The organism is Nonomuraea sp. NPDC001684, assembly GCF_053596515.1.
This window is the reverse complement of record NZ_JBSFGJ010000017.1, coordinates 26914-49098: the sequence shown is the minus strand read 5'-3', so window position 1 is coordinate 49098 and position 22185 is coordinate 26914. Positions and strand designations below refer to the sequence as shown.

The 22185-nt window shown below is 69.6% G+C and carries 25 protein-coding genes; 19 read left to right on the top strand and 6 right to left on the bottom strand.

Going from position 1 to position 22185, the window contains the following annotated elements; all coding sequences use genetic code 11:
* The first annotated feature begins 215 nt into the window (after positions 1-215).
* From ACWCSD_RS06120 to ACWCSD_RS06060, 13 genes are all read left to right on the top strand, one after another.
* Entirely contained in the window at positions 216-1481 is a 1266-nt protein-coding gene (locus ACWCSD_RS06120; RefSeq protein WP_449913329.1) for a serine hydroxymethyltransferase, read from the top strand.
* 57 nt (positions 1482-1538) lie between these two features.
* Positions 1539-2828, top strand: coding sequence for a glycosyltransferase family 4 protein (locus ACWCSD_RS06115; protein ID WP_358283433.1), 1290 nt, complete (start codon positions 1539-1541; stop codon positions 2826-2828).
* 131 nt (positions 2829-2959) lie between these two features.
* The gene (locus tag ACWCSD_RS06110) at positions 2960-3382 is read left to right on the top strand and encodes a hypothetical protein (protein WP_352349999.1); all 423 of its coding nucleotides are present in this window, start codon (positions 2960-2962) and stop codon (positions 3380-3382) included.
* Between the two features lie 65 nt (positions 3383-3447).
* Positions 3448-3663: an AtpZ/AtpI family protein gene (locus ACWCSD_RS06105; protein ID WP_229824207.1), complete on the top strand. Its 216-nt coding sequence runs from the start codon at positions 3448-3450 to the stop codon at positions 3661-3663.
* Positions 3664-3730: 67 nt separating this feature from the next.
* Complete coding sequence (gene atpB, locus ACWCSD_RS06100; protein WP_352350001.1) at positions 3731-4528, top strand: F0F1 ATP synthase subunit A; 798 nt, start codon at positions 3731-3733, stop codon at positions 4526-4528.
* A gap of 69 nt (positions 4529-4597) precedes the next feature.
* A complete protein-coding gene (gene atpE, locus ACWCSD_RS06095) occupies positions 4598-4828 on the top strand; it encodes an ATP synthase F0 subunit C (RefSeq protein WP_188190622.1) in 231 nt (76 codons plus the stop codon).
* Between the two features lie 32 nt (positions 4829-4860).
* A complete protein-coding gene (locus ACWCSD_RS06090; RefSeq protein ID WP_352320415.1) occupies positions 4861-5412 on the top strand; it encodes a F0F1 ATP synthase subunit B in 552 nt (183 codons plus the stop codon).
* Positions 5412-6221 carry a F0F1 ATP synthase subunit delta gene (locus tag ACWCSD_RS06085; protein WP_397162460.1) on the top strand — a complete coding sequence of 270 codons (810 nt, stop codon included), beginning with the start codon at positions 5412-5414 and terminating at the stop codon, positions 6219-6221. Before ACWCSD_RS06090 ends, ACWCSD_RS06085 begins: the two co-directional genes overlap by 1 nt.
* Before the next feature lie 40 nt (positions 6222-6261).
* Positions 6262-7911 (top strand): F0F1 ATP synthase subunit alpha, encoded by a 1650-nt coding sequence (atpA, locus tag ACWCSD_RS06080; RefSeq protein WP_397162461.1) that lies wholly within the window; start codon positions 6262-6264, stop codon positions 7909-7911.
* 3 nt (positions 7912-7914) lie between these two features.
* The gene (locus tag ACWCSD_RS06075) at positions 7915-8817 is read left to right on the top strand and encodes a F0F1 ATP synthase subunit gamma (protein ID WP_358283441.1); all 903 of its coding nucleotides are present in this window, start codon (positions 7915-7917) and stop codon (positions 8815-8817) included.
* A 1-nt stretch (position 8818) separates the two neighbouring features.
* Positions 8819-10267: a F0F1 ATP synthase subunit beta gene (gene atpD, locus ACWCSD_RS06070; protein WP_358283443.1), complete on the top strand. Its 1449-nt coding sequence runs from the start codon at positions 8819-8821 to the stop codon at positions 10265-10267.
* Between the two features lie 68 nt (positions 10268-10335).
* Positions 10336-10737, top strand: a complete 402-nt coding sequence (locus tag ACWCSD_RS06065) for a F0F1 ATP synthase subunit epsilon (protein WP_080042501.1) — start codon at positions 10336-10338, stop codon at positions 10735-10737.
* Positions 10738-10766: 29 nt separating this feature from the next.
* Positions 10767-11147 carry a DUF2550 domain-containing protein gene (locus tag ACWCSD_RS06060; RefSeq protein WP_358283445.1) on the top strand — a complete coding sequence of 127 codons (381 nt, stop codon included), beginning with the start codon at positions 10767-10769 and terminating at the stop codon, positions 11145-11147.
* Here ACWCSD_RS06060 and ACWCSD_RS06055 read toward each other — a convergent pair.
* Positions 11144-11734 (bottom strand): cob(I)yrinic acid a,c-diamide adenosyltransferase, encoded by a 591-nt coding sequence (locus tag ACWCSD_RS06055; RefSeq protein ID WP_358283447.1) that lies wholly within the window; start codon positions 11732-11734, stop codon positions 11144-11146. The two genes, ACWCSD_RS06060 and ACWCSD_RS06055, sit on opposite strands and share 4 nt — an antisense overlap.
* A gap of 127 nt (positions 11735-11861) precedes the next feature.
* Here ACWCSD_RS06055 and ACWCSD_RS06050 point away from each other — a divergent pair, with 127 nt between their 5' ends.
* From ACWCSD_RS06050 to ACWCSD_RS06035, 4 genes are all read left to right on the top strand, one after another.
* Positions 11862-12758 (top strand): ABC transporter ATP-binding protein, encoded by an 897-nt coding sequence (locus ACWCSD_RS06050; RefSeq protein WP_449913325.1) that lies wholly within the window; start codon positions 11862-11864, stop codon positions 12756-12758.
* Positions 12755-13864, top strand: coding sequence for an ABC transporter permease (locus ACWCSD_RS06045; RefSeq protein ID WP_397162463.1), 1110 nt, complete (start codon positions 12755-12757; stop codon positions 13862-13864). Before ACWCSD_RS06050 ends, ACWCSD_RS06045 begins: the two co-directional genes overlap by 4 nt.
* A complete protein-coding gene (locus ACWCSD_RS06040) occupies positions 13865-15034 on the top strand; it encodes a sensor histidine kinase (RefSeq protein WP_397162464.1) in 1170 nt (389 codons plus the stop codon).
* Positions 15035-15097: 63 nt separating this feature from the next.
* Complete coding sequence (locus tag ACWCSD_RS06035) at positions 15098-15415, top strand: STAS domain-containing protein (RefSeq protein WP_352350014.1); 318 nt, start codon at positions 15098-15100, stop codon at positions 15413-15415.
* A 168-nt stretch (positions 15416-15583) separates the two neighbouring features.
* On the opposite strand, the gene ACWCSD_RS06030 is transcribed toward ACWCSD_RS06035, so the two are convergent.
* From ACWCSD_RS06030 to nucS, 5 genes are all read right to left on the bottom strand, one after another.
* A complete protein-coding gene (locus tag ACWCSD_RS06030) occupies positions 15584-16126 on the bottom strand; it encodes a TetR/AcrR family transcriptional regulator (RefSeq protein ID WP_358283455.1) in 543 nt (180 codons plus the stop codon).
* A gap of 144 nt (positions 16127-16270) precedes the next feature.
* Positions 16271-17743 (bottom strand): aldehyde dehydrogenase family protein, encoded by a 1473-nt coding sequence (locus ACWCSD_RS06025; protein WP_449913323.1) that lies wholly within the window; start codon positions 17741-17743, stop codon positions 16271-16273.
* Between the two features lie 32 nt (positions 17744-17775).
* Positions 17776-18333, bottom strand: coding sequence for a GNAT family N-acetyltransferase (locus ACWCSD_RS06020; RefSeq protein WP_397162465.1), 558 nt, complete (start codon positions 18331-18333; stop codon positions 17776-17778).
* Between the two features lie 3 nt (positions 18334-18336).
* Positions 18337-19638, bottom strand: a complete 1302-nt coding sequence (locus ACWCSD_RS06015) for a carotenoid oxygenase family protein (RefSeq protein WP_397162466.1) — start codon at positions 19636-19638, stop codon at positions 18337-18339.
* Positions 19639-19745: 107 nt separating this feature from the next.
* A complete protein-coding gene (nucS, locus tag ACWCSD_RS06010) occupies positions 19746-20408 on the bottom strand; it encodes an endonuclease NucS (RefSeq protein WP_358283463.1) in 663 nt (220 codons plus the stop codon).
* A 36-nt stretch (positions 20409-20444) separates the two neighbouring features.
* Here nucS and ACWCSD_RS06005 point away from each other — a divergent pair, with 36 nt between their 5' ends.
* Entirely contained in the window at positions 20445-21893 is a 1449-nt protein-coding gene (locus ACWCSD_RS06005; protein ID WP_397162467.1) for a 3-hydroxyacyl-CoA dehydrogenase family protein, read from the top strand.
* Positions 21890-22180 (top strand): ATP/GTP-binding protein, encoded by a 291-nt coding sequence (locus ACWCSD_RS06000; RefSeq protein ID WP_387667978.1) that lies wholly within the window; start codon positions 21890-21892, stop codon positions 22178-22180. Before ACWCSD_RS06005 ends, ACWCSD_RS06000 begins: the two co-directional genes overlap by 4 nt.
* Positions 22181-22185: the final 5 nt, after the last annotated feature.

Sequence of the window (22185 nt, the reverse complement as noted above, 5' to 3'; positions counted from 1 at the left end):
CTCCCCGGCGCTTCGCGGTTCCGGTACTGCGCGTTCCTTGAGCTTCGCGGTCCGTGCGCTTCGCGCTCTCGGAGCTTCGCGGTCGCCGCCCTCTGGCCTTCGCAGGTGAACGCCCTCATGGCTCCTGACCGGCACGGACTCCGTGCCCTCGCAAGCGACCGCCCTCGCAGCGCGGCTATCTGGGCAAAACGGACATGCGGTCGTACAGTGGAGAAATGGGTGGGGAGCCGTACTACGGGCCCGACTTCGGGCGGTTGCGGCGGCAGGATCCGGAGCTGGCGCAGGTGCTGCTCGACGAGCTCGAACGCGAACGCGCCGGCATCCAGCTGATCGCCGGCGAGAACTTCACCTCCCCCGCGGTCATGGCCGCCCTGGGCTCCACCCTCACCAACAAGTACGCCGAGGGCTACCCCGGCAGGCGCTACTACGGCGGCTGCGAGGTCGTCGACCGGGCCGAACGGCTGGCGGTGGAGCGGGCGCGCAGGCTGTTCGGGGCCGAGCACGCCAACGTCCAGCCGCATTCCGGCGCGAGCGCCAACCTGGCCGCCTACGCCGCCCTGCTCCAGCCCGGCGACACCATGCTCGCCATGGCGCTCCCGCACGGCGGCCACCTCACGCACGGCTCGAAGGCGAACTTCTCGGGACGATGGTTCGACGTCGCCTCCTACGGCGTGCGGCGCGACACCGAGCTCATCGACTACGACGAGGTGCGCGACCTGGCGCTGCGACGCCGGCCCAAGGTGATCGTGTGCGGCGCGACGGCGTACCCGAGGCTGATCGACTTCTCGGTCTTCCGCGGCATCGCCGACGAGGTGGGCGCGTGGTTGCTGGCCGACGTGGCGCACCCGATCGGGCTGATGGCGGGCGGGGTGATCCCGTCGGCGGTGCCGTACGCGGACGTCGTGACGCTGACCACGCACAAGGTGCTGCGCGGGCCGCGCGGCGGCGCGATCCTGTGCACGGAGGAGCTGGCTGGCAAGATCGACCGGGCGGTGTTCCCGTTCGTGCAGGGCGGGCCGCTGATGCACGCGGTGGCGGCCAAGGCGGTGGCGTTCGGGGAGGCGCTGCGGCCGGAGTTCGCCGAGTACGCGGGCCGCGTCCTCGCCAACGCCCGCACGCTCGCCGGCGCGCTGGACGGGGCGGGCATGCGTCCGGTCACCGGCGGCACCGACACCCACCTGGCCCTGATCGACCTGCGTGAGCTGGGCGTGTCGGGCGCCGAGGCCGAACGGCGCTGCGCGGCCGCCGGCATCACGCTCAACCGCAACGTCATCCCCTACGATCCGGAGCCGGCGGCCGTCACCTCCGGGATCCGGGTGGGCACGGCGTGCGTGACCACGCAGGGCATGGGCCCGCGGGAGATGGAAGAGGTGGGAAGTCTGCTGTCGATGTCCGTGCGCGACCCGGCCGTAGCGCCCGAGGTCAGGGAAAGAGTGGCGGCGCTTCTCGCCATCCATCAGCCATATCTCAGCGAATATTAAGCTGGTCTGTGTCGGTTTCCGGTCACAGCTGGCCGGAGCATCCGGGAAACTAGGTCCGTGCGCGAATACCTGTTCATGGCGCTCATCTCGGCAGCGGTGACGTATCTGCTGGTCCCGCTGGTGCGCCGCTTCGCCATCCGCATCGGCGCCATGCCCGAGGTTCGCGAGCGCGACGTGCACACCACGCCGACGCCGAGGCTCGGCGGCCTGGCCATGTACGGCGGCCTCGTGGTCGGCCTGCTGGTCGCCAGCCAGCTGAAACACACGGGCGCGGCGCTGTCTGAGTACGACGGCAAGGCCGTCACCGCGTTGATCGTCGCCGGCGGCCTGATCACGCTCACCGGCTTCCTCGACGACTGGTGGGGCATGGACGCCTTCATCAAGCTCGGCGGGCAGATCGCGGCGGCGGGCGTGCTGGTCTACTTCGACCTGCGGCTGCTCTACATCCCGCTGCCGAAGGACTGGGGCGGCTCCACCAGCCTCGACTACACGCTGAGCACGATCATCACCATCATGATCGTGGTGGTCACCATCAACGCCGTGAACTTCGTCGACGGCCTCGACGGGCTCGCGGCCGGCATCGTGTGCATCGCCGCCATGGCCACGTGGGCGTACTCGATCCTGCTGGCCCAGAGCATGAGCGTGGGGAACATCACCACGACGGCGGCCATCGCGGCCGTCCTCATCGGCACGTGCCTGGGCTTCCTGCCGCACAACTTCCATCCGGCCAAGATCTTCATGGGCGACACCGGGGCGATGCTGATCGGGCTGGTGCTCGCCTCCTCGATCGTCACGGTGACGCCGCTCGACCCGGCCGCCATCGAGGACATGAACAAGGTCCCGGTGCTGCTGCCGCTGATGCTGCCGGCGGCGGTGCTGGTCCTGCCGCTGATCGACCTGATCACCGCCGTGGTGCGGCGCACGTCCCACGGCATGTCGCCGTTCGCGCCCGACCGGGGGCACCTGCACCACCGGCTGCTGGACATCGGCCACTCGCACCGCCGCTCGGTGCTGATCATGTACGCGTGGGCGTTCCTGTTCGCCTTCGGCCTGGTGGCGATGTCCCGCGAGGGCGTGCCGGTGCTGCTGTTCGTGGTGGTCATCGTGCTGGCGCTGGCGGTGCTCGTCCTGATGGCCGCGCCGCGGTGGCGGGGGAGGGGCGGCGCGCACGCCGCCACGCGCGACAAGCAGCCCGACGACGACGGCCCGCCCACCGGCCCGATGCCGCCGATCGGCCCGGACACCCAGGTCAGGCGGCAGATGCCGCCGCAGGGCGGCCCTTCGGCGCAGGAACGCGCGAGCGCCGAGGGCAAACCGGTCATTCCTGCATTTCCGAGCCGTCCGTGATCGGGAACTAGAAACGGCAGGTAAAAGCGGTCTTCCGTGAGCTTGTGATATCTTTCACGAGCAGGGACCTCCAGACGCACATGTTCTGGAGGTAGCAAACGCTCGCTTGACAACATGCTGATGGAGCACCGATGCAGGCCAACGACGTGCGCGTACTCAAGAGCGCCGCTGTTCCGACCTTCGCGGTCGGGGTGGTCGCGGTCATCGTGGCGTTCCTCCTGGCGGGCGGCAAGGGAGCGCTCGGCGCGGCCCTCGGCACCTTGCTCGTCGGGGTTTTCTTCAGCATCAGCGTGGTAGCGGTCTCCTATGCCGCACGCGTCTCCCCGCAGATGATGGCGATCGCGGCGATGGTCAGCTACCTCGTCAAAGTCGTCGCCATCATGGTGGTGCTGTCCGCCTTCCGTGAGACCACCGCCTGGAACACCCAGGCCTTCGCGTGGTCCGTGGTCGGATGCACGCTCGTCTGGACCGGATTCGAGGTCCGCGCGTTCATGAAGACCAAGATGCTCTACGTCGACCCCGAAGCCTCGGTCCCCGGAAAGGGCGACTCATGAGGCAGGTAAAGGGATGGGGTCCGATATGACTAGTCCTCCACTCGCCTGCTATCGTCGGGGCCGCGATGAGCGCACAGGAACGCCGGCCGGAACACGACGGTCGCGACTTCTCCGATGCCATGTGGTCAGTCCCCAGCTATCTGCTCGCCGGGATGGCGGTCTATGGCGGTCTCGGGTGGTTGCTGGACCGGTGGCTCGACATGTCCGCGTTCTTCCCCATAGGCGTGGTCCTTGGGGTCGTGCTCGGCGGCTACGCGGTCTACCGGAAGTTCGGTCGCTAACCCGACGCAGCGATCGCCTCGCTGAGGAAACCCTTGTGATCCACTACGACGTTGAAGGGAACGCCGCGTGATTGCGCTGACGGTCCTCGCCCCCGAAGACAACTTCCGGGCGCCATCGCCCGATGAGCTGTTCAATTCGTTCACGCCGATCATCCCCGGGGTGACCTGGTTCACCAAGCCGGTGCTGCTGGCGATGCTCAGCGCGCTCGTGGTGATCGCCGTGTGCTGGGTGGCCTTCGCCAAGCCGAAGCTCGTGCCGAGGGGCACCCAGAACGTCGTCGAGTACGGCTACATGTTCGTCCGTGACCAGATCGCCCGGCCGTTCCTCGGCAAGGACGCCGATCGGTGGATGGGCCTGCTGGTCACGCTCTTCTTCCTGGTCCTGTTCTGGAACATCCTCGGCGTGATCCCGCTCGCGCAGTTCCCGGTCGCCTCGCACATCGCGTTCCCGGCCGTGCTCGCGCTCTCGATCTACGCGATCAAGGTCTACCTGGGCGTCAAGCACCAGGGCGGCATCGGTTACTTCAAGAACATGATGTTCCCGCCCGGCCTGCCCAAGCCGATCTACTTCCTTCTGGCGCCGATCGAGTTCCTGTCGAACATGATCATCGCGCCGTTCACGCACGCTGTCCGACTGTTCGCGAACATGTTCGCCGGTCACATGCTGCTCGCGTTCTTCAGCATGGTCGGCTTCTGGTTCCTGTTCGAGAAGCTGACGCCCCTGGGCGCACCCGTCGGCGTGGTGGGCGTGATCATGACGATCATCCTGACCGGGTTCGAGATGTTCATCCAGTTCCTGCAGGCCTTCCTGTTCGCAATGCTGGCGTCGATGTACATCGGCGGCGCGCTGCACCCGGATCACTGAGAACCACATACCGGAATATCCATGACCGGTGGGACTCCCTTCACCGGCCGTCCAGTAAAGGAAATAGCAATGAGCGTTCTCGCTGAGGTCTCCGGCAACGTCACCGCCATCGGTTACGGTCTCGCCGCCATCGGCCCCGGCATCGGCGTCGGCATCATCTTCGGTCAGGGCGTGCAGGCCATCGCGCGTCAGCCCGAGGCTTACGGCCTGATCCGCCAGAACATGCTCCTCGGCTTCGTCCTCACCGAGGCCCTCGCCCTGATCGGTCTGGTCGCGCCGTTCATCTTCGCGGGCATCTAGGACCAGAAGAATTCTGACGAAAGGCTGCACCCATGATTAAGGCAGCTACGCTCCTCGCGCAGGAAGAAGGGGCGAACCCGCTCCTTCCGCACACGTTCGAGCTCGTCGTCGGTATCTTCTCGTTCCTCGTCGTCCTCCTCGTCGTCGGCAAGATTCTCGTTCCGCGCATCCAGAAGACTCTGGCCGAGCGGACCGACGCGATCGAGGGTGGCATCAAGAGGGCTGAGGAGGCCCAGGCCGAGGCGCAGAACCTCCAGCGGCAGTACGCGCAGCAGCTTGAGGAGGCCCGCCGCGAGGCCGGCCGGCTCCGTGAAGAGGCTCGCGAGCAGGCCGCGCAGATCAAGGCGGAGCTCCGCGAGGAGGCGCAGGCCGAGGCCCGTCGTCTCGTCGAGGCCGCGCACGCCCAGATCGAGGCCGACCGCGCCGCCGCGTTCGCGCAGCTCCGCACGGAGATCGGCCGTCTGTCCACCGAGCTGGCCGGCCGCATCGTCGGCGAGTCCCTGGAGGACGAGGTCCGCCAGAGCCGGATCGTGGACAGGTTCCTCGACGAGCTTGAGAGCAGCAACGCGCAGGCGGTGCGCTAATGCGAGGTCTGAGCAGGACCTCGTTGGCAGAGGTCGAGGAGCGCTTCAACGCGGTCGCGGGCAGCGCCGACCTCGGCGCGCTCTCCGACGAGTTGTTCGCCGTCGCGGATCTGCTCGACCGCGAGCACGGCCTGCGCCGCGCGCTGTCCGACCCGGCCAGGGCCGCCGAGCAGAAGGCGGGCACCGTTCGCGCCCTGCTCGGCGGCAAGGTCTCCGAGGCGGCCCTCGCCACGACCGAGGCCGCGGTCTCGGTCCGGTGGTCGCGCGCGGGTGACCTGGCCGACTCGCTCGAACGGCTCGGCGTCGTCGCCGCCGCCGCCGAGGCGGAGGGCCAGTCCAGGCTCGACGACGTCGAGGACGAGCTCTTCCGCTTCGGCCGTATCGTCGCCGCCAACCCCGACCTCCGACGCGCGCTCGCCGACGCGGCCGCGCCCGCGGAGGGCAAGCGGCAGCTGCTGAGTGACCTGCTCGGCGGCAAGGTGGCCCCCACCAGCCAGCGCCTGATCACGCAGCTGGCGGTGCACCCGCGAGGGCGTAGCCTGGAAGCGGGCTTGGAGGAGTTCGGCCAGCTCGTGGCCCAGCAGCGCCAGCGCCTGGTGGCGGTCGTGCGCAGCGCGGTCGAGCTGTCCGACGCGCAGAAGCAGCGACTGGCCGACTGGCTGCGCACCTCCTACGGTCGTGACGTGCACCTGAACGTCGAGGTGGACAAGCGAGTGCTCGGTGGGTTCTCGGTCCGCATCGGCGACGAGATGATCGACACCACGATCGTGGGACGAATTGAAGAAGTCCGCCGCCGGTTGGCCGGCTGAGGCGCAGTGAGCGCCGAATGAATAGGGAGACAGAGTAGAGATGGCGGAGCTTACGATCCGGCCGGACGAGATCCGGGACGCGCTTGAGCGCTTCGTCCAGGCGTACGAACCGGAAGGCGCCGCGCGCGAGGAGATCGGGACCGTCGTCGACGCCGGCGACGGCATTGCCCATGTCTCCGGCCTTCCCTCGGCGATGGCGAACGAGCTGCTCGAGTTCGAGGACGGCACGCGCGGCCTGGCCCTGAACCTCGACCCCCGAGAGATCGGCGTCGTGGTCCTGGGCGACTTCAGCAAGATCGAGGAGGGCCAGACGGTCCGCCGGACGGGCGAGGTCCTGTCCGTGCCGGTCGGCGACAACTTCCTCGGCCGTGTGGTCGACCCGCTCGGCAACCCCCTCGACGGCAAGGGCGCGATCGAGGCCGAGGGCCTGCGCGCCCTCGAACTGCAGGCCCCCTCGGTCGTCCAGCGGCAGCCGGTGAAGCAGCCGCTGCAGACCGGCATCAAGGCGATCGACGCCATGACGCCGATCGGCCGCGGCCAGCGCCAGCTGATCATCGGTGACCGTGGCACGGGCAAGACGGCCGTCGCCGTGGACACGATCATCAACCAGCGCGACAACTGGCTCTCGGGCGACCCCGAGAAGCAGGTGCGCTGCGTCTACGTCGCGGTCGGCCAGAAGGGCTCGACGATCGCCCAGGTGCGTTCCCGTCTCGAAGAGGCCGGCGCCCTGGAGTACACCACGATCGTCGCCGCCCCGGCCTCCGACCCGGCTGGTTACAAGTACATCTCCCCGTACACCGGTTCGGCCATCGGCCAGCACTGGATGTACCAGGGCAAGCACGTCCTCATCATCTTCGACGACCTCACCAAGCAGGCCGACGCCTACCGCGCCGTCTCGCTGCTGCTTCGCCGCCCGCCGGGCCGCGAGGCGTTCCCCGGTGACGTCTTCTACCTCCACTCCCGCCTGCTGGAGCGCTGCGCCAAGCTCTCCAGTGACATGGGCGGCGGCTCGATGACCGGTCTTCCGATCATCGAGACGAAGGGCAACGACGTGTCGGCGTTCATCCCGACCAACGTCATCTCCATCACCGACGGCCAGTGCTTCCTGGAGACCGACTACTTCAACGCCGGTATCCGTCCCGCCATCAACGTCGGTATCTCGGTCTCCCGAGTCGGTGGCTCGGCGCAGATCAAGGCGATGCGCAAGGTGGCCGGCACGCTGCGTCTGTCGCTGTCGCAGTACCGCGACCTGGAGGCCTTCGCGGCCTTCGCCTCCGACCTGGACGCGGCCTCCCGCGCCCAGCTGGAGCGCGGTCAGCGCCTGACCGAGCTGCTCATCCAGCCGCAGTACTCGCCGTTCCCCGTGGAGCGTCAGGTCGTGTCGGTGTGGGCGGGCACGACGGGTGAGCTCGACGAGGTTCCGGTCGAGGACATCCGCCGCTTCGAGCAGGAGTTCCTCGACTACCTGCAGAGCAGCCACAAGGGCATCTTCGACAGCATCCGCGAGACCAACGAGCTGTCCGACGATGCGGTGACCAGCCTCAAGGACGCCGTCACGGAGTTCAAGAAGGGCTTCACCACCTCCTCGGGCGAGCTCCTGGTCAAGGACGAGCCGGTGGCGCCGCTCGAAGCCGGCGAGGTCGGCCAGGAGAAGATCAAGAAGGTCGTCCGTCCGGCGACGGAGAAGTAGCTCATGGGTGCCCAGCTAAGGCTGCTGCGGCGGCGGATCAAGTCGGTCAAGTCGACCGCCAAGATCACGCGTGCCCAGGAGCTCATCGCCTCCTCGCGGATCGTGAAGGCGCAGATGCGGATGCAGGCGGCGCTGCCGTACGAGCGTGAGATCACTCGCGCCGTCACCGGCGTCGTCAGCAACGCGGCCAGCGTCGACCATCCGCTGACCGTGGCGAAGGAGAACCCCGCCAAGGCGGGCGTCCTCATCGTCACCAGCGACAGCGGGTTCTGTGGCGGCTTCAACGCCAACGTCCTGCGCGAGGCCGAGGCCCTGCGCGGGCTGCTGGAGAGCCGTGGCCTGACGGTGGTGCCGTTCGTCACCGGCCGGAAGGGTGTCACCTGGCACACCTTCCGCAACCGTACGATGGGCGGCCAGTGGGTCGGCTTCTCCAGGAAGCCGGCCTACGCCGACGCCAAGGAGATCGCGCAGACGCTGATCGACTCCTTCAAGGAAGAGGCGGGGATCGACGAGATCCACATCGTCTCGACCGAGTTCGTCTCGATGCTGACCCAGAACGTCGTGGTCAAGCGCGTGCTGCCGCTGGAGGTCGAGGAGACCGAGGCGACGGCCAGCGAGACGATCCCGCCGTACTTCGAGTTCGAGCCCACCGCGGGCGACGTGCTCGAATCGCTGCTGCCGCGCTATGTGGAGTCCCGCATCTTCACGGCGCTGCTGCAGTCGGCTGCTTCGGAGGAGGCCGCGCGCCGCCGCGCCATGAAGTCCGCCACGGACAACGCCAACGAGCTGATCCGCGTGTTCACCATGCAGATGAACCAGGCTCGCCAGGCCGAGATCACCCAGGAAATCAGCGAGATCGTCGGTGGCGCCAACGCGCTGGCTGACGCCGCAGCGGGGAAAGAGTGAAATGACTGCAGAGGCTGTTGAGACTGTTGAGCCCACGTCGGCCGGTGCCGGTCGTGTGGCCAGCGTCAAGGGGCCCGTCGTCGACGTGGAGTTCCCCGTCGAGGCGATGCCCGACATCTACAACGCGCTCAACGTCGAGGTGACCCTCGGCGGCGAGACCAAGACCCTGACCATGGAGGTCGCCCAGCACCTGGGTGACAACCTGGTCCGCGCCATCTCCATGCAGCCCACCGACGGCCTGGTCCGCGGCACGGCCGTCACCGACTCCGGCCACCCGATCTCGGTGCCCGTCGGCGACGTCGTCAAGGGTCACGTGTGGAACGCGCTCGGCGAGGCGCTCGACGTGCCGACCGCGTCGCTCCAGGTCACCGAGAAGTGGGGCATCCACCGGCCGTCCCCGCCCTTCGACCAGCTCGAGTCCCGTACCGAGATGCTGGTCACGGGTATCAAGGTCATCGACCTGCTCACCCCGTACGTGCAGGGTGGCAAGATCGGCCTGTTCGGTGGCGCCGGTGTGGGCAAGACGGTTCTCATCCAGGAGATGATCCGCCGTGTCGCCCGCAACTTCGGTGGCACCTCGGTGTTCGCCGGCGTCGGCGAGCGCACCCGTGAGGGCAACGACCTCTGGCTGGAGATGGAGGAGGCGGACGTCCTCAAGGACACCGCCCTCGTCTTCGGCCAGATGGACGAGCCGCCGGGCACCCGTCTGCGGGTGGCCCTGTCCGCGCTGACGATGGCGGAGTACTTCCGCGACGTGCAGAAGCAGGACGTGCTGCTGTTCATCGACAACATCTTCCGCTTCACGCAGGCGGGCTCGGAGGTCTCCACCCTCCTCGGCCGCATGCCGTCCGCGGTGGGTTACCAGCCGACGCTGGCCGACGAGATGGGTGTGCTCCAGGAGCGCATCACCTCGACGCGCGGTCACTCGATCACCTCCATGCAGGCGATCTACGTGCCCGCCGACGACATCACCGACCCGGCCCCGCACAACGCGTTCGCGCACCTCGACGCGCAGACCGTTCTGTCCCGGCCGATCTCGGAGAAGGGCATCTACCCCGCGGTGGACCCGCTCGACTCCACCTCCCGGATCCTCGACCCGCAGGTCGTGGGCGAGGAGCACTACCGGGTGGCCCAGGAGACCAAGCGGATCCTGCAGAAGTACCGCGAGCTCCAGGACATCATCGCGATCCTCGGTATCGACGAGCTGTCCGAAGAGGACAAGGTCACCGTGCAGCGGGCCCGTCGCATCGAGCGGTTCCTGTCGCACCCGATGTACGCCGCCGAGGCGTTCACCGGCCAGCCGGGCGAGAACGTCCCGCTGGACGAGACGATCGCCTCCTTCAAGGGCCTGTGCGCCGGCGAGTACGACCACCTGCCCGAGCAGGCGTTCTTCATGGTCGGCGGCATCGACCAGGCCGTGGCCAAGGCCAAGGAACTCGAGCGTCGCTGATCGCCCTACGGTAGCGGCACGGGTGGGAGAACCCGTGCCGCTACCTGATCGGAAAGGAACCTGACGAAGTGGCGAAGCTACGCGTAGGGGTTGTCTCACCCGAGCGTGAGATCTGGTCGGGCGAGGCCGACATGGTGATTGCCAAGACCGTTGACGGCGAGATCGGTATTATGCCGCAACACGCACCCGTGCTCGGCGTCCTCGTCGAGGGCGGCGTGCTGCGCGTCAAGCGGGAAGGTGAGCCCGAGCTCGTCGCGGCCGTTCACGGGGGGTTCATCTCCGTGGCCGATGATGAGGTGTCGGTGCTCGCCGAGGTCGCCGAGCTCGGTTCCGAGGTCGACGTCGCGGCCGCCCGAGACGCTCTCGACCGGGCTCAGGCCTCGATCGAGGCCAACCAGGAGGACGCCGACGCGGCGATCGAGGCGAAGCGGGCCAGGGCCCGGCTGCGCGCGGCGGGCGAAGAGGTTTAATACATACAACGGGATTCAGGGGGGCGGCCATGGTGGCGACGGTTTCGGTTTTGTTGTTGCTGCTGGTCGCCCTCGTGGTCCTTCGAGGGGTGACGCTCGCCCGTTCGCGCGGCAGCGTACCCTGCCGGCTGAAAGTGGGCAGCCGAGGGTGGCAGAGCGGGGTGGCCCGCTACGCCGACGGTGAGCTCCACTGGATTCCGCTCATGGGCGTCCGACTGAGGCCGCGCCACGCGATCGCGAGGCGCGGCCTCGTCGTTTCCGCCCGTCGTGAGATCGACGGCGGCCTCTACGCCGTCGACTGCGGCGGCACGACGCGCGGGTTGTCGCTGGCGATGAGCGCCGACGCCCTCACCGGCTTCCTCGCCTGGCTGGAGTCGGCGCCGCCCAGCGCGTACCTCGACGTCGCCTAGCGGGTGCCGCCGGGCTTCCAGAGGATCTCGTTGCCGCCGTGGGCGATCCGGCAGGCGATGAAGAGCAGGTCGGAGAGCCTGTTGAGGTATTTGGCGGTCAACGGGTTGACGTCGTCGTGGGCCTCTAGCGCCGCCCACGTGGTGCGCTCGGCCCGGCGTACGGTCACCCGGGCCAGGTGCAGCGCGGCCGTGGCCGGGTCGCCGCCGGGCAGGATGAAGCTGCGCAGCGGCTGGAGCTCGGCGTTGAGCCGGTCGCACTGCTCCTCCAGCCGGTCGATGTAGGACTGCTCCACCCGCAGCGGCGGGAACTCCGGCTCGTCCACCACCGGTGTGGCGAGGTCGGCCCCCACGTCGAACAGCTCGTTCTGGATGCGCACGAGGAGCGCCACGAGGTCGGCGGACAGGGTGCCGTGGGACAGGGCCAGGCCCAGGCAGGCGTTGGCCTCCTCGACGTCGGCGTAGGCGGCCAGCCGGGTGTCGGTCTTGGCCGCGCGGCTCATGTCGCTCAGGTTCGTGGTGCCGTCGTCGCCCGTACGGGTGTAGATGCGGGAGAGGACGACGGGCTTGTCCTTGTCGGCACGCGTCATGAGCCCAGCGTAATGACAAATGTCATCCGAACGGGACGCGCTTTCCATGTCGCGTCCATGATTTCCACGACTACCAGGGCGAACGCCGCCAAAGCCACAATCTACTCATGACGAGAGAGAGGACCTGATGCTCGAGATCAGCGAGCTGCGCAAGCGCTTCGCGGGCGGTCCCGACAACCCCGGCGGCAAGATCGCCCTGGACGGGATCAGCTTCACGGTACGTCCGGGCGAGATGTACGGCTTCGTGGGCGCGAACGGTGCGGGCAAGACGACGACGATGCGTATCGTCATGGGCGTGCTCCAGGCCGACTCCGGTTCGGTGCGCTGGCGGGACCGCGCGCTGGGCTACGACGACCGCACGCGGTTCGGTTACATGCCCGAGGAGCGCGGGCTGTACCAGAAGATGCGGGTCAGCGAGCAGATCGAGTACTTCGGCCGGCTGCACGGGCTCACTCCAGCGGCGGCGAAGAAGGCCGCCGACGAGCTCATCGAGCGGCTGGGGCTGACCGAGCGCAGGGGCGACGCGGTGCAGACGCTGTCGCTGGGCAACCAGCAGCGCGTGCAGCTCGCGGTGGCGCTGGTGCACGACCCGGAGGCGCTGGTCCTGGACGAGCCGTTCTCGGGGCTCGACCCTCTCGCCGTGGACGCCCTGGCCGGGGCGCTCCAGGAACGCTGCAGGAGCGGCGTGCCGGTGATCTTCTCCAGCCACCAGCTCGACCTGGTGGAGCGGCTGTGCGACTCGGTGGGCATCGTCTCCGGCGGCCGGATGGTCGCGACGGGCACGGTGGCCGAACTGCGCGCCGCCGAGGGCGACACGTTGCGCGTGGAGGTCCGCAACCCGGCCCCGGGCTGGGCCGACGGCCTGCCGGGCACGGTGACCGTCCACGGCGACCTGCACACCCTGCGGACGACCGAGGGCGACGACCAGGAGATCCTGCGCCGCGCCATGAAGGCGGGCCGCGTCGAGCATTTCGGGGTCGAGCAGCCGACCCTCACCGAGATCTTCAAGGAGGCCGTGGCGTGAACGGACTGATGCTGGTCGCCCGCCGCGAGATCGTCACGCAGGTGCGCACGAAGACGTTCCTGGTCGGCCTGCTGGTGACCGCGCTGCTGGTGGCGGCCGTCTCCTTCGCGCCGAAGATCATGGGCGGGAACGACTCGTACACGCTGGGCACGGTCAACTCCCAGCAGCTCCCGCTGAAGGCCGCCGCGCCGGACGCCGAGTTCGAGTGGCGCTCCTACCCCGACGAGGCCGCGGCCAAGAAGGCCGTGCTGGCCGGTGACGTGGACGCGGTGCTGGTCAACGGCGACAAGGTGCTCACCGACGGCGAGATCGACAGCAAGCTCGGCGTGCTCATGCAGAGCACCAACCGGGAGATGCGGCTCGGCGCAGCCGGGGTGACGATCCCGCCGCTGCAGATGGTCTCCGTGGGCGTGGACACCCGCTACCAGGCGGCCAAGACCGGCATCGCCGTGGTGCTGGTGCTCGTCCTGTTCATGTTGCTCATGGGCCAGGTCATGATGGTGGCGATGGGCGTGGTGGAGGAGAAGGGCAGCAGGATCGTGGAGATCCTGCTCGCGGCGGTGCGCCCGTGGCAGCTGCTCGGCGGCAAGATCGTCGGGCTGGGCGTGCTCGGGCTGATCAACCTGCTCACCATCCTCGCCGTCGGCCTGGTCGCCACGTCGGTGTCGGGGTTCGCCGCGGACTTCCCGCCGGGCGTGCCGGGGCTGGTGGTCGCCGTCCTGGTCTGGTTCGTGCTCGGGTACGCCTTCTTCGCCACGCTCGCGGCCGCGTTCGCCTCGCTGGTCTCCCGCCAGGAGGAGGTGAGCAGCGTGATGTCGCCGCTGACCATGCTCATCATGGTCACCTACTTCGTGGCCTTCTACGCCACCAACGATCCCACGGGCACGCTGGCCACGGTGATGTCCTACATCCCGCCGTTCTCCTCGATGATCATGCCGGTCCGGATGGCGGCGGCCGACGTGCCGATGTGGCAGGTGGCGGCGTCCATGGCGGCGATGGCCGTGGCCGTGCTGGCGGTGTTGTCGTTCGGCGCCAAGGTCTACGAGCGGGCGGTGCTGCGCACGGGCGCCCGGCTGAAGCTCGGCGACGTGCTGCGCGCGGGCTAGATGGACGCGATCACGCGGGCGCGGCGGCTGGCCCGCCGGATGCTGAACTCGACGCTCGTGATCATGTGGATCTTCCTGATCGCGTCGACCGTGTTCAGCCTCGGCTCGGGCGCGGCCGGCTGGCCGCGCCTGCTGCTCGCGACGATCGCGGCGCTCGCCTTCAGCTGGCTCTACGTACGCGTCGTCGCCGCGGTCATGGAGCGCCGGTATCCCACGAGGGAGGTCGTGTGGACCGGCGCTCTGGCGTTCCTGGCGGCGGTGCTCGGCGGGGCCGACCCGATGGGCTGGGGGTTCGTGCCCATGGTCTGGCTGTCCGTGGTGGTGATCGGGCTGCCCGCGCGCCGGGCGCTGGCGCTGGGCGCGGCGACGTGCGCGGCCTGCGTCGGGCTCGGCGCACTGTCCGTGCTGGGCGGGACGGGCCTGCTGGCGCTGAGCGGTGACTCCTTCCTCGTCTCGCTGCTCGTCATCACCGCCCTCGACGTCGTGTGGGCCACGGCATTGCCCTGCACCAACAGGATGTGGGCCTGGATCTGGTCGCTGGCCGTGCAGGCCCACGACGGCCGCGAGGCGCACACCCGGCTGGCGCTGGCCGAGGAGCGGCTGCGCTTCGCCAGGGACCTGCACGACCTCGTCGGCCACCAGCTGTCCGCCATCGCCGTCAAGACCGAGCTGGCCGTACGCCTGGCCGACGCCGACGGCAAGGCCGCCAGGGACGAGATGGCGGAGGTGAACACGCTGACCCGCAAGGCCCTGCGCGAGCTGCGCCAGGCCGTGCGCGGCTACCGCGAACTTGACTTGACCGCTGAGCTGAATAGCGTGAAGGGAGTGCTCGAAGCGGCCGGCGTCCGCTGCGAGGTGCGCCTGCCGCACCGCGAGCTGCCCCACGGCGTCGCGCCGGTGTTCGCCTACGCGGTGCGTGAGGCGGTCACGAACGTGCTGAAGCACAGCGCCGCGACCTTCTGCGACATCACCCTGCGCTTCACCGACCAGGAGGCGGAACTGGCGGTGCGCAACGACGGCGTGGCCCGTAGGCAGGCCGACGACCTGGGCAGCGGGCTGACCGGCATGGGCGAGCGGATGGCCGCCGTGGGCGGGCGCATGACGGCCCGTCCCACCGGCGACGGACAGTTCCTGCTGACGGCTGTCGTGTCACTCCCGATAGATGGGTAGGGGAGGAGAGCGGGGGTCTCGATCCCGGCGACCACACGCCGTGTGCGTGATTGAGGAGGTGGCATGCGCGTCCGGCGCAATCCACGAGGCCAGACGGTGCGGATCGGTGCCCGGCTCGACGCCGGCACGTCGGCCGGCGTGCGTGAGCGGCTGCACGCCGCGCTCGACGCCGGCGAGGGCGACCTCATCCTCGACCTCTCCAAGCTGGAGATGATCGACGCCACCGGGCTCGGGGTGCTGGTCGGAGCGCATCGGCGCGCGATCAGCGTGCAACGCCGCCTCGTTCTTCGGGGGGTGCCCCCGCGGATCATGCGGATCCTGGCGGTGACCCGGCTGAATCGGGTCCTGCTCGTCGAGGTTCCCGCGGCCGCGGTGGCCTGAGGTCACATATCGGGGCCGGGCGCCGATCAGCCGTCGCCCGTGCCCTTTCACGAGCCGAATATAGAAGGAATGTAGATTTCGGCCGGCCCGCTATCACGGGCGTGGGCACTCGGAAAGAACTGTGAAAGTGATTATTCTGTGACCCCATCACTGCGGGTAATCGGCGGGTCACGACGGACTGAGGCTGCGGATGAAGATGTGCACCGCCACCTCGACCAGATCGTCGATGGCGGGCTGCTGGTCGGCCAGTATCCATTCGATCAGCAGCTCTTGCAGCGCGCCAATTACGCCAAGTGCCACCAGGCGCCGTTTCAGCGAGCGGGCCTGCGGGAAATCCGCCGACGCCTCCTCCACGAGCCGGGCGAAGGAGTCCACCGCCCGCTGACGCGAGGCTGTCAGGACGTCACCCGACCTGCGCACCTCCAGGTGCATGATGCGGGCCCGCCGCCAGTCGGCGGCGGCGAACTCGATATAGGCGCGAATCCCCGCCTTGACTCTTCCGTCAAGCGTGCCCGGCGCCTCCTGTAACGCTTTGGCCACAACCGCGAGGCTTTCCTCCACGCACCGCTCGTGCAGCGCCTGGAGCAACTCCTCGCGGCCGCCGAAACATTCGTAGAAGGCGCGGTTGGAGATCCGCGCCTCCGAGCACAATCTTTCGATGGTCGTCGCCGCGAAACCTGGTTTCGCGTATAGCGTGTAGGCGGCCGTCATCAGCCGCTCGCGTCTGTCCGCCAGCCTTTGCTCAGCCGACATTCCCCGGTAAGACCGGTTCACATTCCACCCGTCCAACATGATCGTGGCCCCCAGAGCACACAATTATGGACGGATGATCGGATTTGGGAAAGAGTGCGATGATTATCTTTTACGTCGGCCGTGCAAGAACGTGACAAGCCTGATCAGTCGCTCAAGCTCGTCGGGCCCCCTCCTGAAGGAGGTCAGGTTCATGCCGGGCAGGGCGAAGCGCTGGCGGGAGACCGCCTTCGGCCTGGTGAACTCGCGTAGGCCGTCGGCTCCGTGGATGCGGCCGAACCCCGAGTCGCCGACCCCGCCGAACGGCAGCGCGGGCACCCCGGCGAAGGAGATGACCGAGTTGACGGCGGTCATCCCGGTACGCATCGCCCGCGCGAGCCGCGTCGCCCGGCGGGCGTCCCGCGAGAAGATCGTGCCCGCCAGCCCGTACGCCGAGGCGTTGGCCAGCTCCAGCGCCTCCTGTGCGTCGCGGGTGCGCCGGACGGTGATCGTCGGCCCGAACGTCTCCTCGCGCACGGCCGGGGAGTCCTCGGGCACGTCCGCCACGATGACCGGGTCGACGAACGGGGCCCGGACCGAGCCTGGGCCGCCGGTCACCACTTTTCCGGACTTGGTGGCGTCGTCGATGTGCCGCCGGATGATGTCGATCTGGGCGGGCATGGTGATCGGGCCGTAGTCCTGGCCGGCCTTGACCTCGGCGGCCCGCTCCGACAGCTCCCGCATGAACGGCTCGTACACCGCGTCCACCACGTAGACCCGCTCGACGCCCGCGCAGGTCTGGCCCGCGTTCGACATCGCGCCCCACAGGCAGGCGTCGGCCGCGGCGGGCAGGTCGGCGTCGGCGTCCACGATGAAGGCGTCCTTGCCGCCGCACTCGGCCACGAGGGGCGTGAGGTTCTCCGCGCATGCCGCCATGACCCGCTTGGCGGTGGCGGTCGAGCCGGTGAAGGCCACCTTCCGCACCCGGGGGTCGGCGGCCAGCGCCGCGCCGGTCTCGCCGAGCCCGGTCACCGTCTGCAACACCGGCTGCTCGGGCACCGACTCGGCGAACAGCTCCGCCAGCCGCACGCCCACGCCCGGGGTGAGCTCGCTGGGCTTGAACACGACCGCGTTGCCGGCGGCCAGCGCGTACGCGATGGACCCCATGGGGGTGAACACCGGGTAGTTCCACGGGCCGATCACGCCGACCACGCCGAGCGGCAGGTATTCCAGGGTGGCGGCCAGGTTGAGCCCCAACATGCCGGTCGCCACGCGGCGGCGGCCCAGCACCTTGGCGGCGTTGCGGGCCGCCCAGTCGAGGTGCGTGACGGCCAGCACGATCTCCAGCGTGGCGTCGCCCACCGGCTTGCCGGTCTCCTCGTGCACCAGCGCGGCCAGCTCCCGCAGGCGCCGCGTGAGGACCGCCTTGTAGTCGAGCAGGCGGCGCCTGCGCTCGCCCGCGGGCAGGGCACCCCACCACTCCGCGGCCGTCTCGGCCCTGGTCACGGCCTCGCGCACGGCCTGGGCGTCGTTCTTGGGGTGACTGCCGACGACCTCGCCGGTAGCCGGGTTCAGTGAGTCGAACGTCAGCGTGGTCATGGCGTCACGATAAACCGGTAAGCCGTCGCTTACTAGCTCCGGGGTGGGCGCAGCATCCCCCACACCGGCGGCCCGTCCGGCAGCGTGAACCGCTCGGTGACCGCGAACCCGAACCGCTCGTAGAAGGGCACGTTCGACTCCTTGCTGCTCTCCAGGTAGACGGGCAGGCCGCCGCACCTGGCCAGGCCCGCGCGCAGCAGCGCGCCGCCCACGCCGGTGCCCTGGAGCTCGGGCACGGTGCCGAGCTGGGCCAGATACCAGTAGGGGCCTTCCGGCTTGTGCCGGGCGAACTCCTCCTCCAGCAGCAGGCCCTGGCGCACCCGGTCGCCCATGGCCGCCACCAGGCCGGGCACGCCCGCCTCCGCGTCGGGCCGGTGGCCCGGCGGGTCCCACAGCGCGGCCCCCGCCACGGCGCCGCCCCCGCTGAGCGCCGTATCGGTGAACGCGTGCAGGTGACGGGCGATCGTGGTGAACATCCCCGCCGCGCCGCGGCCGCCGGGCAGCAGCCAGCCGACCACCGGATCGTCGTGGAAGGCCCTGGCCAGCGCGTCGCCGGCGGCGTCGAAGTCGTCGGACTGCCTGATCTCCACCGGTCAGCCCTCCGCGAACCACGAGCCGTGGAAGCCCGCCGGCACCCGCCTGGGCAGCCGCACCGACGCGACGCCGGACAGGTCGCTCGCGTCCAGCACCAGCAGCTCGGACGATCCCCCGGAGGTGACGATCGACAGCAGCCACCCCTCGTCCTCGCCCGCGGCACCCTCGGCCGGCACGAACACGGCCTCGCCGGTGGCCCCGCCGGTCTTCCTGACCTGGGCGGAGCCGTCGCGCAGGTCGTACTTGACGACGGCGTCGGCGCCCACCGTGTACAGGTGGCGGCTGGGCCGGCCGAGCAGGTCCTCGTTGAACGTGGGGAACTCCACGCCGCGGTCGTCCAGCGCCTCCTCCGTGGCCGTGCCGGTGGCCGGGTCGAGGGTCCAGCGGTGCAGGGCGGCCGCGCCGGCGGCGCCCGCGTGCCGGGCCGGGTCGGCGGCGCCGCCGATCCTCTTCCAGACGGCCGACCACGCGCCGGGGGAGTAGCGGGCGGCGTTCAGGACGACGCGCCCCCGCTCGTCCTCCCAGGCGTTGCCGACGTGGAAGACGTAGCAGGGGTCGACGTCGAACCAGCGGGTCGGGCCGCCCGTCCGGGGGGTGACGCCGATCCTGGCGCCGTAGTCGTCCTCCCACGCGTACGGCATGCCGCGGCGGTTCAGGTCGAACACCACCGGCAGGTCCAGCCAGAGCAGGTGGTGCTCGGTGACGGCGAAGTCGTGCATCATCGTCGGCCCCGGCACCTCGATCTCCCTGCTCTCCACCAGCTCGCCGGCGGCCGAGAGCCGGTGGTAGGTGAGGAACGGCGGGAAGTACCCGTAGCCGAAGAAGTGCAGCTCGCCGGTGAGCGGGTCGTGCTTGGGGTGGGCGGTCATCGCGGTGGTCAGCCGTCCGCCGAAGTCGCACGGGCCCACGGTGGCCAGCTCGGGCGTCACCTCGTGCGGCAGGCCGTTCTCCACGAGCGCCAGGATGCGCCCGGCGTGCCGGACGACGTGCGTGTTGGCGGTCACCGCGGCGAGATCGACGCCGGTGTCGGAGACGAACGGCGCGTCGTCGGTGAACTTGCTGGTCCGCACCCACCGGTTGCGGTACCACTCGGCCCGCCCGTCCCGCAGCCGGACGCCGTGCAGCATGCCGTGCCCGGCGAACCAGTGGCCGGGATCCTCGCCCGGCCGCGGGTTGGGCCCGTTGCGGAAGTAACGCCCGGTCAGCTCGGCGGGCAGCGCGCCCGTGACCTCCAGGTCGTGCGCCTCGATCTCGTCGGGGACGGGCGCCAGGTCGCCGCTGAGATACGCGGGAACGTCCATGAACACTCCAATCTCGATAGGTCGAAACTAGAACGTCCAGAAGAGACGTGTCAACACAGGAATGTCAGGCCATGGAAGATCCCGGCCCGCTACGAGGCCGGGAGGAGCTAGAAGAGGGTCGGGTTCTCCGGCTCGATGCCGCGCAGGGCGGCGTAGTCGAGGGTGACGCAGTCGATGCCCCGGTCGGCGGCCAGCACGCGCGCCTGCGGCTTGATCTCCTGCGCGGCGAACACCCCGCGCACCGGCGCGAGCAGCGGATCGCGGTTGAGCAGCTCCAGGTAGCGGGTGAGCTGCTCGACGCCGTCGATCTCGCCGCGCCGCTTGATCTCGATGGCCACCGTCGCGCCCAGCGCGTCGCGGCACAGGATGTCGACCGGCCCGATGGCCGTCATGTACTCGCGGCGGATCAGCGAGTAGCCCTCGCCCAGGGTCGTGATGTGCTCGGCCAGCAGCTCCTGGAGGTGGGCCTCCACGCCGTCCTTGATCAGGCCGGGGTCGACGCCCAGCTCGTGGCTGGAGTCGTGGATGATCTCCGCCATGGTCAGGACCAGCTTCTCGCCGGTCTTGCCGTGGGTGACCGTCCAGGTCTCGCCGTCCTCCTTGAGCTTGCACGGAGGGTTCATCCAGTTGAGCGGTTTGAAGGCGCGGTCGTCGGCGTGGATGCTGACGCTCCCGTCCGCCTTGATGAGGACGAGCCTCGGCGCCATCGGCAGATGCGCCGTGAGCCGTCCGATGTAATCCACGCTGCACCGCGCGATGACCAGCCGCATGACGGTCCACCTTAGCGGCTCTGGAAAACTGGTCGCATGGCGTTTGAAACGGTGGGAGTTGTCGGGCTCGGCACGATGGGCGCCGGGATCGCCGAAGTCTTCGCGCGTGCCGGGCTCCGGGTGATCGGCGTCGAGGCCGACGTCGAGGCGCTGGCCAGAGGGCGCGGGCACGTCGAGCGCTCCACGGCCAGGGCGGCCGACCGGGGCAAGCTGACCGACGGGCAGCGGGCCGAGATCCTGGGGCGCATCACGCTGACCACCTCGCGCGAGGACCTGCGCGAGGCCGACCTCGTGATCGAGGCGATCCCCGAGGTGCTCGACCTGAAGATCTCGCTGTTCCAGGACCTCGACCGGATCTGCAAGCCCGAGACGGTGCTGGCCACCAACACCTCCTCGCTGCCGGTCACCGCCGTCGCCGCCGCCACGGGCCGGCCCGGGCGCGTGGTCGGCATGCACTTCTTCAACCCGGCGCCGGTGATGCGGCTGGTCGAGGTGGTGGGCACGGTGGTGACCGCGCCCGGAGTGGTCTCCGAGATCTGCGAGCTGGCCGGGCGGCTGGGCAAGACCGCCGTACCTGCGGGCGACCGGGCCGGGTTCGTGGTCAACCGGCTGCTGCTGCCCTATCTGAACCACGCCGCCGTCCTGCTGGAGCTGGGCATCGCCACGCGCGACGGCATCGACGACGCGATGCGGCTGGGCGTGGGGCTGCCGATGGGGCCGTTCGCGCTGCTCGACCTGATCGGGCTCGACACCGCGTACGAGGTGATGGAGGTGCTGTTCGACGAGACGCGCGACCGCCGGCACGCGCCCTCGCCGCTGCTGCGCGAGCTGGTCACCGCCGGGCGGCTCGGCCGCAAGAGCGGCCACGGCTTCTACGGGCCGCAGGAGCCGCCCAAGGAGCCGGAGAAGTCCACGGTCATCACGTTCGGCATCGACGGGCCCGACGTCCACGGGCTCGGCGAGCGGTTGCGGGCCTCCGGGTTCGGGCCGTCCGACGCGCCCGACACCGTGCTGCGCTGCACCGACCGTCCGGTGATCGAGCACGCCGTGCGCCTGTCCGACCCCACCAGGATGGTCGGCGTGCACGTCGTCGGCGACAAGGTGGCCGAGCTGGCCGGCACCGCGCTCACCTCGCCCGGGGCCGCCAAGGCGGCGCGCGACCTGATGCGGGTCGCCGGTCTGGTGCCCGTCTCGTGCAAGGACCGGGCCGGGTTCGTGGCCGACGCCCTGCTGTTCCCCTACCTCAACGACGCCGTCCGCATGTACGACGCCGGCTACGCCTCCATCGCCGACATCGACGCCGCCATGCGGCTGGGCTGCGGCTACCCGGCCGGCCCGTTCGAGATGCTGGGCTACCTCGGCCTGGCCAGGGTCCGCGACGGCCTCAGGGCCCTGTACGCCGAGTACCGCGAGTCCGCCTTCGCCCCCGCCCCCCTGCTCGACCAGCTCGTCACGGCCGGTGTCAGCGAGTTCCCCCGCTCATGAGCCCCCGCCGCGCCCGCCGGAGGGACGACTCCCGCCCTCTCGGCCTTCCCACCGGCAACGACAAGGTGGAGCAATGGCCGGACGGCGACTGGAAGGTGCGCATGCTCACGGGCGCGTCCTCGACCAAGACCTACCGCTGCCCCGGCTGCGACCAGGAGATCCTGGGCGGCAGGCCGCACCTGGTCGCCTGGCCCGACTGGCCGGGCGGCGACGAGGAGCGCCGCCACTGGCATCCGGCCTGCTGGCGCAAGAGACTCGACCGCGGCCCCGGCCGCAGCCGCTACTAGGAGGA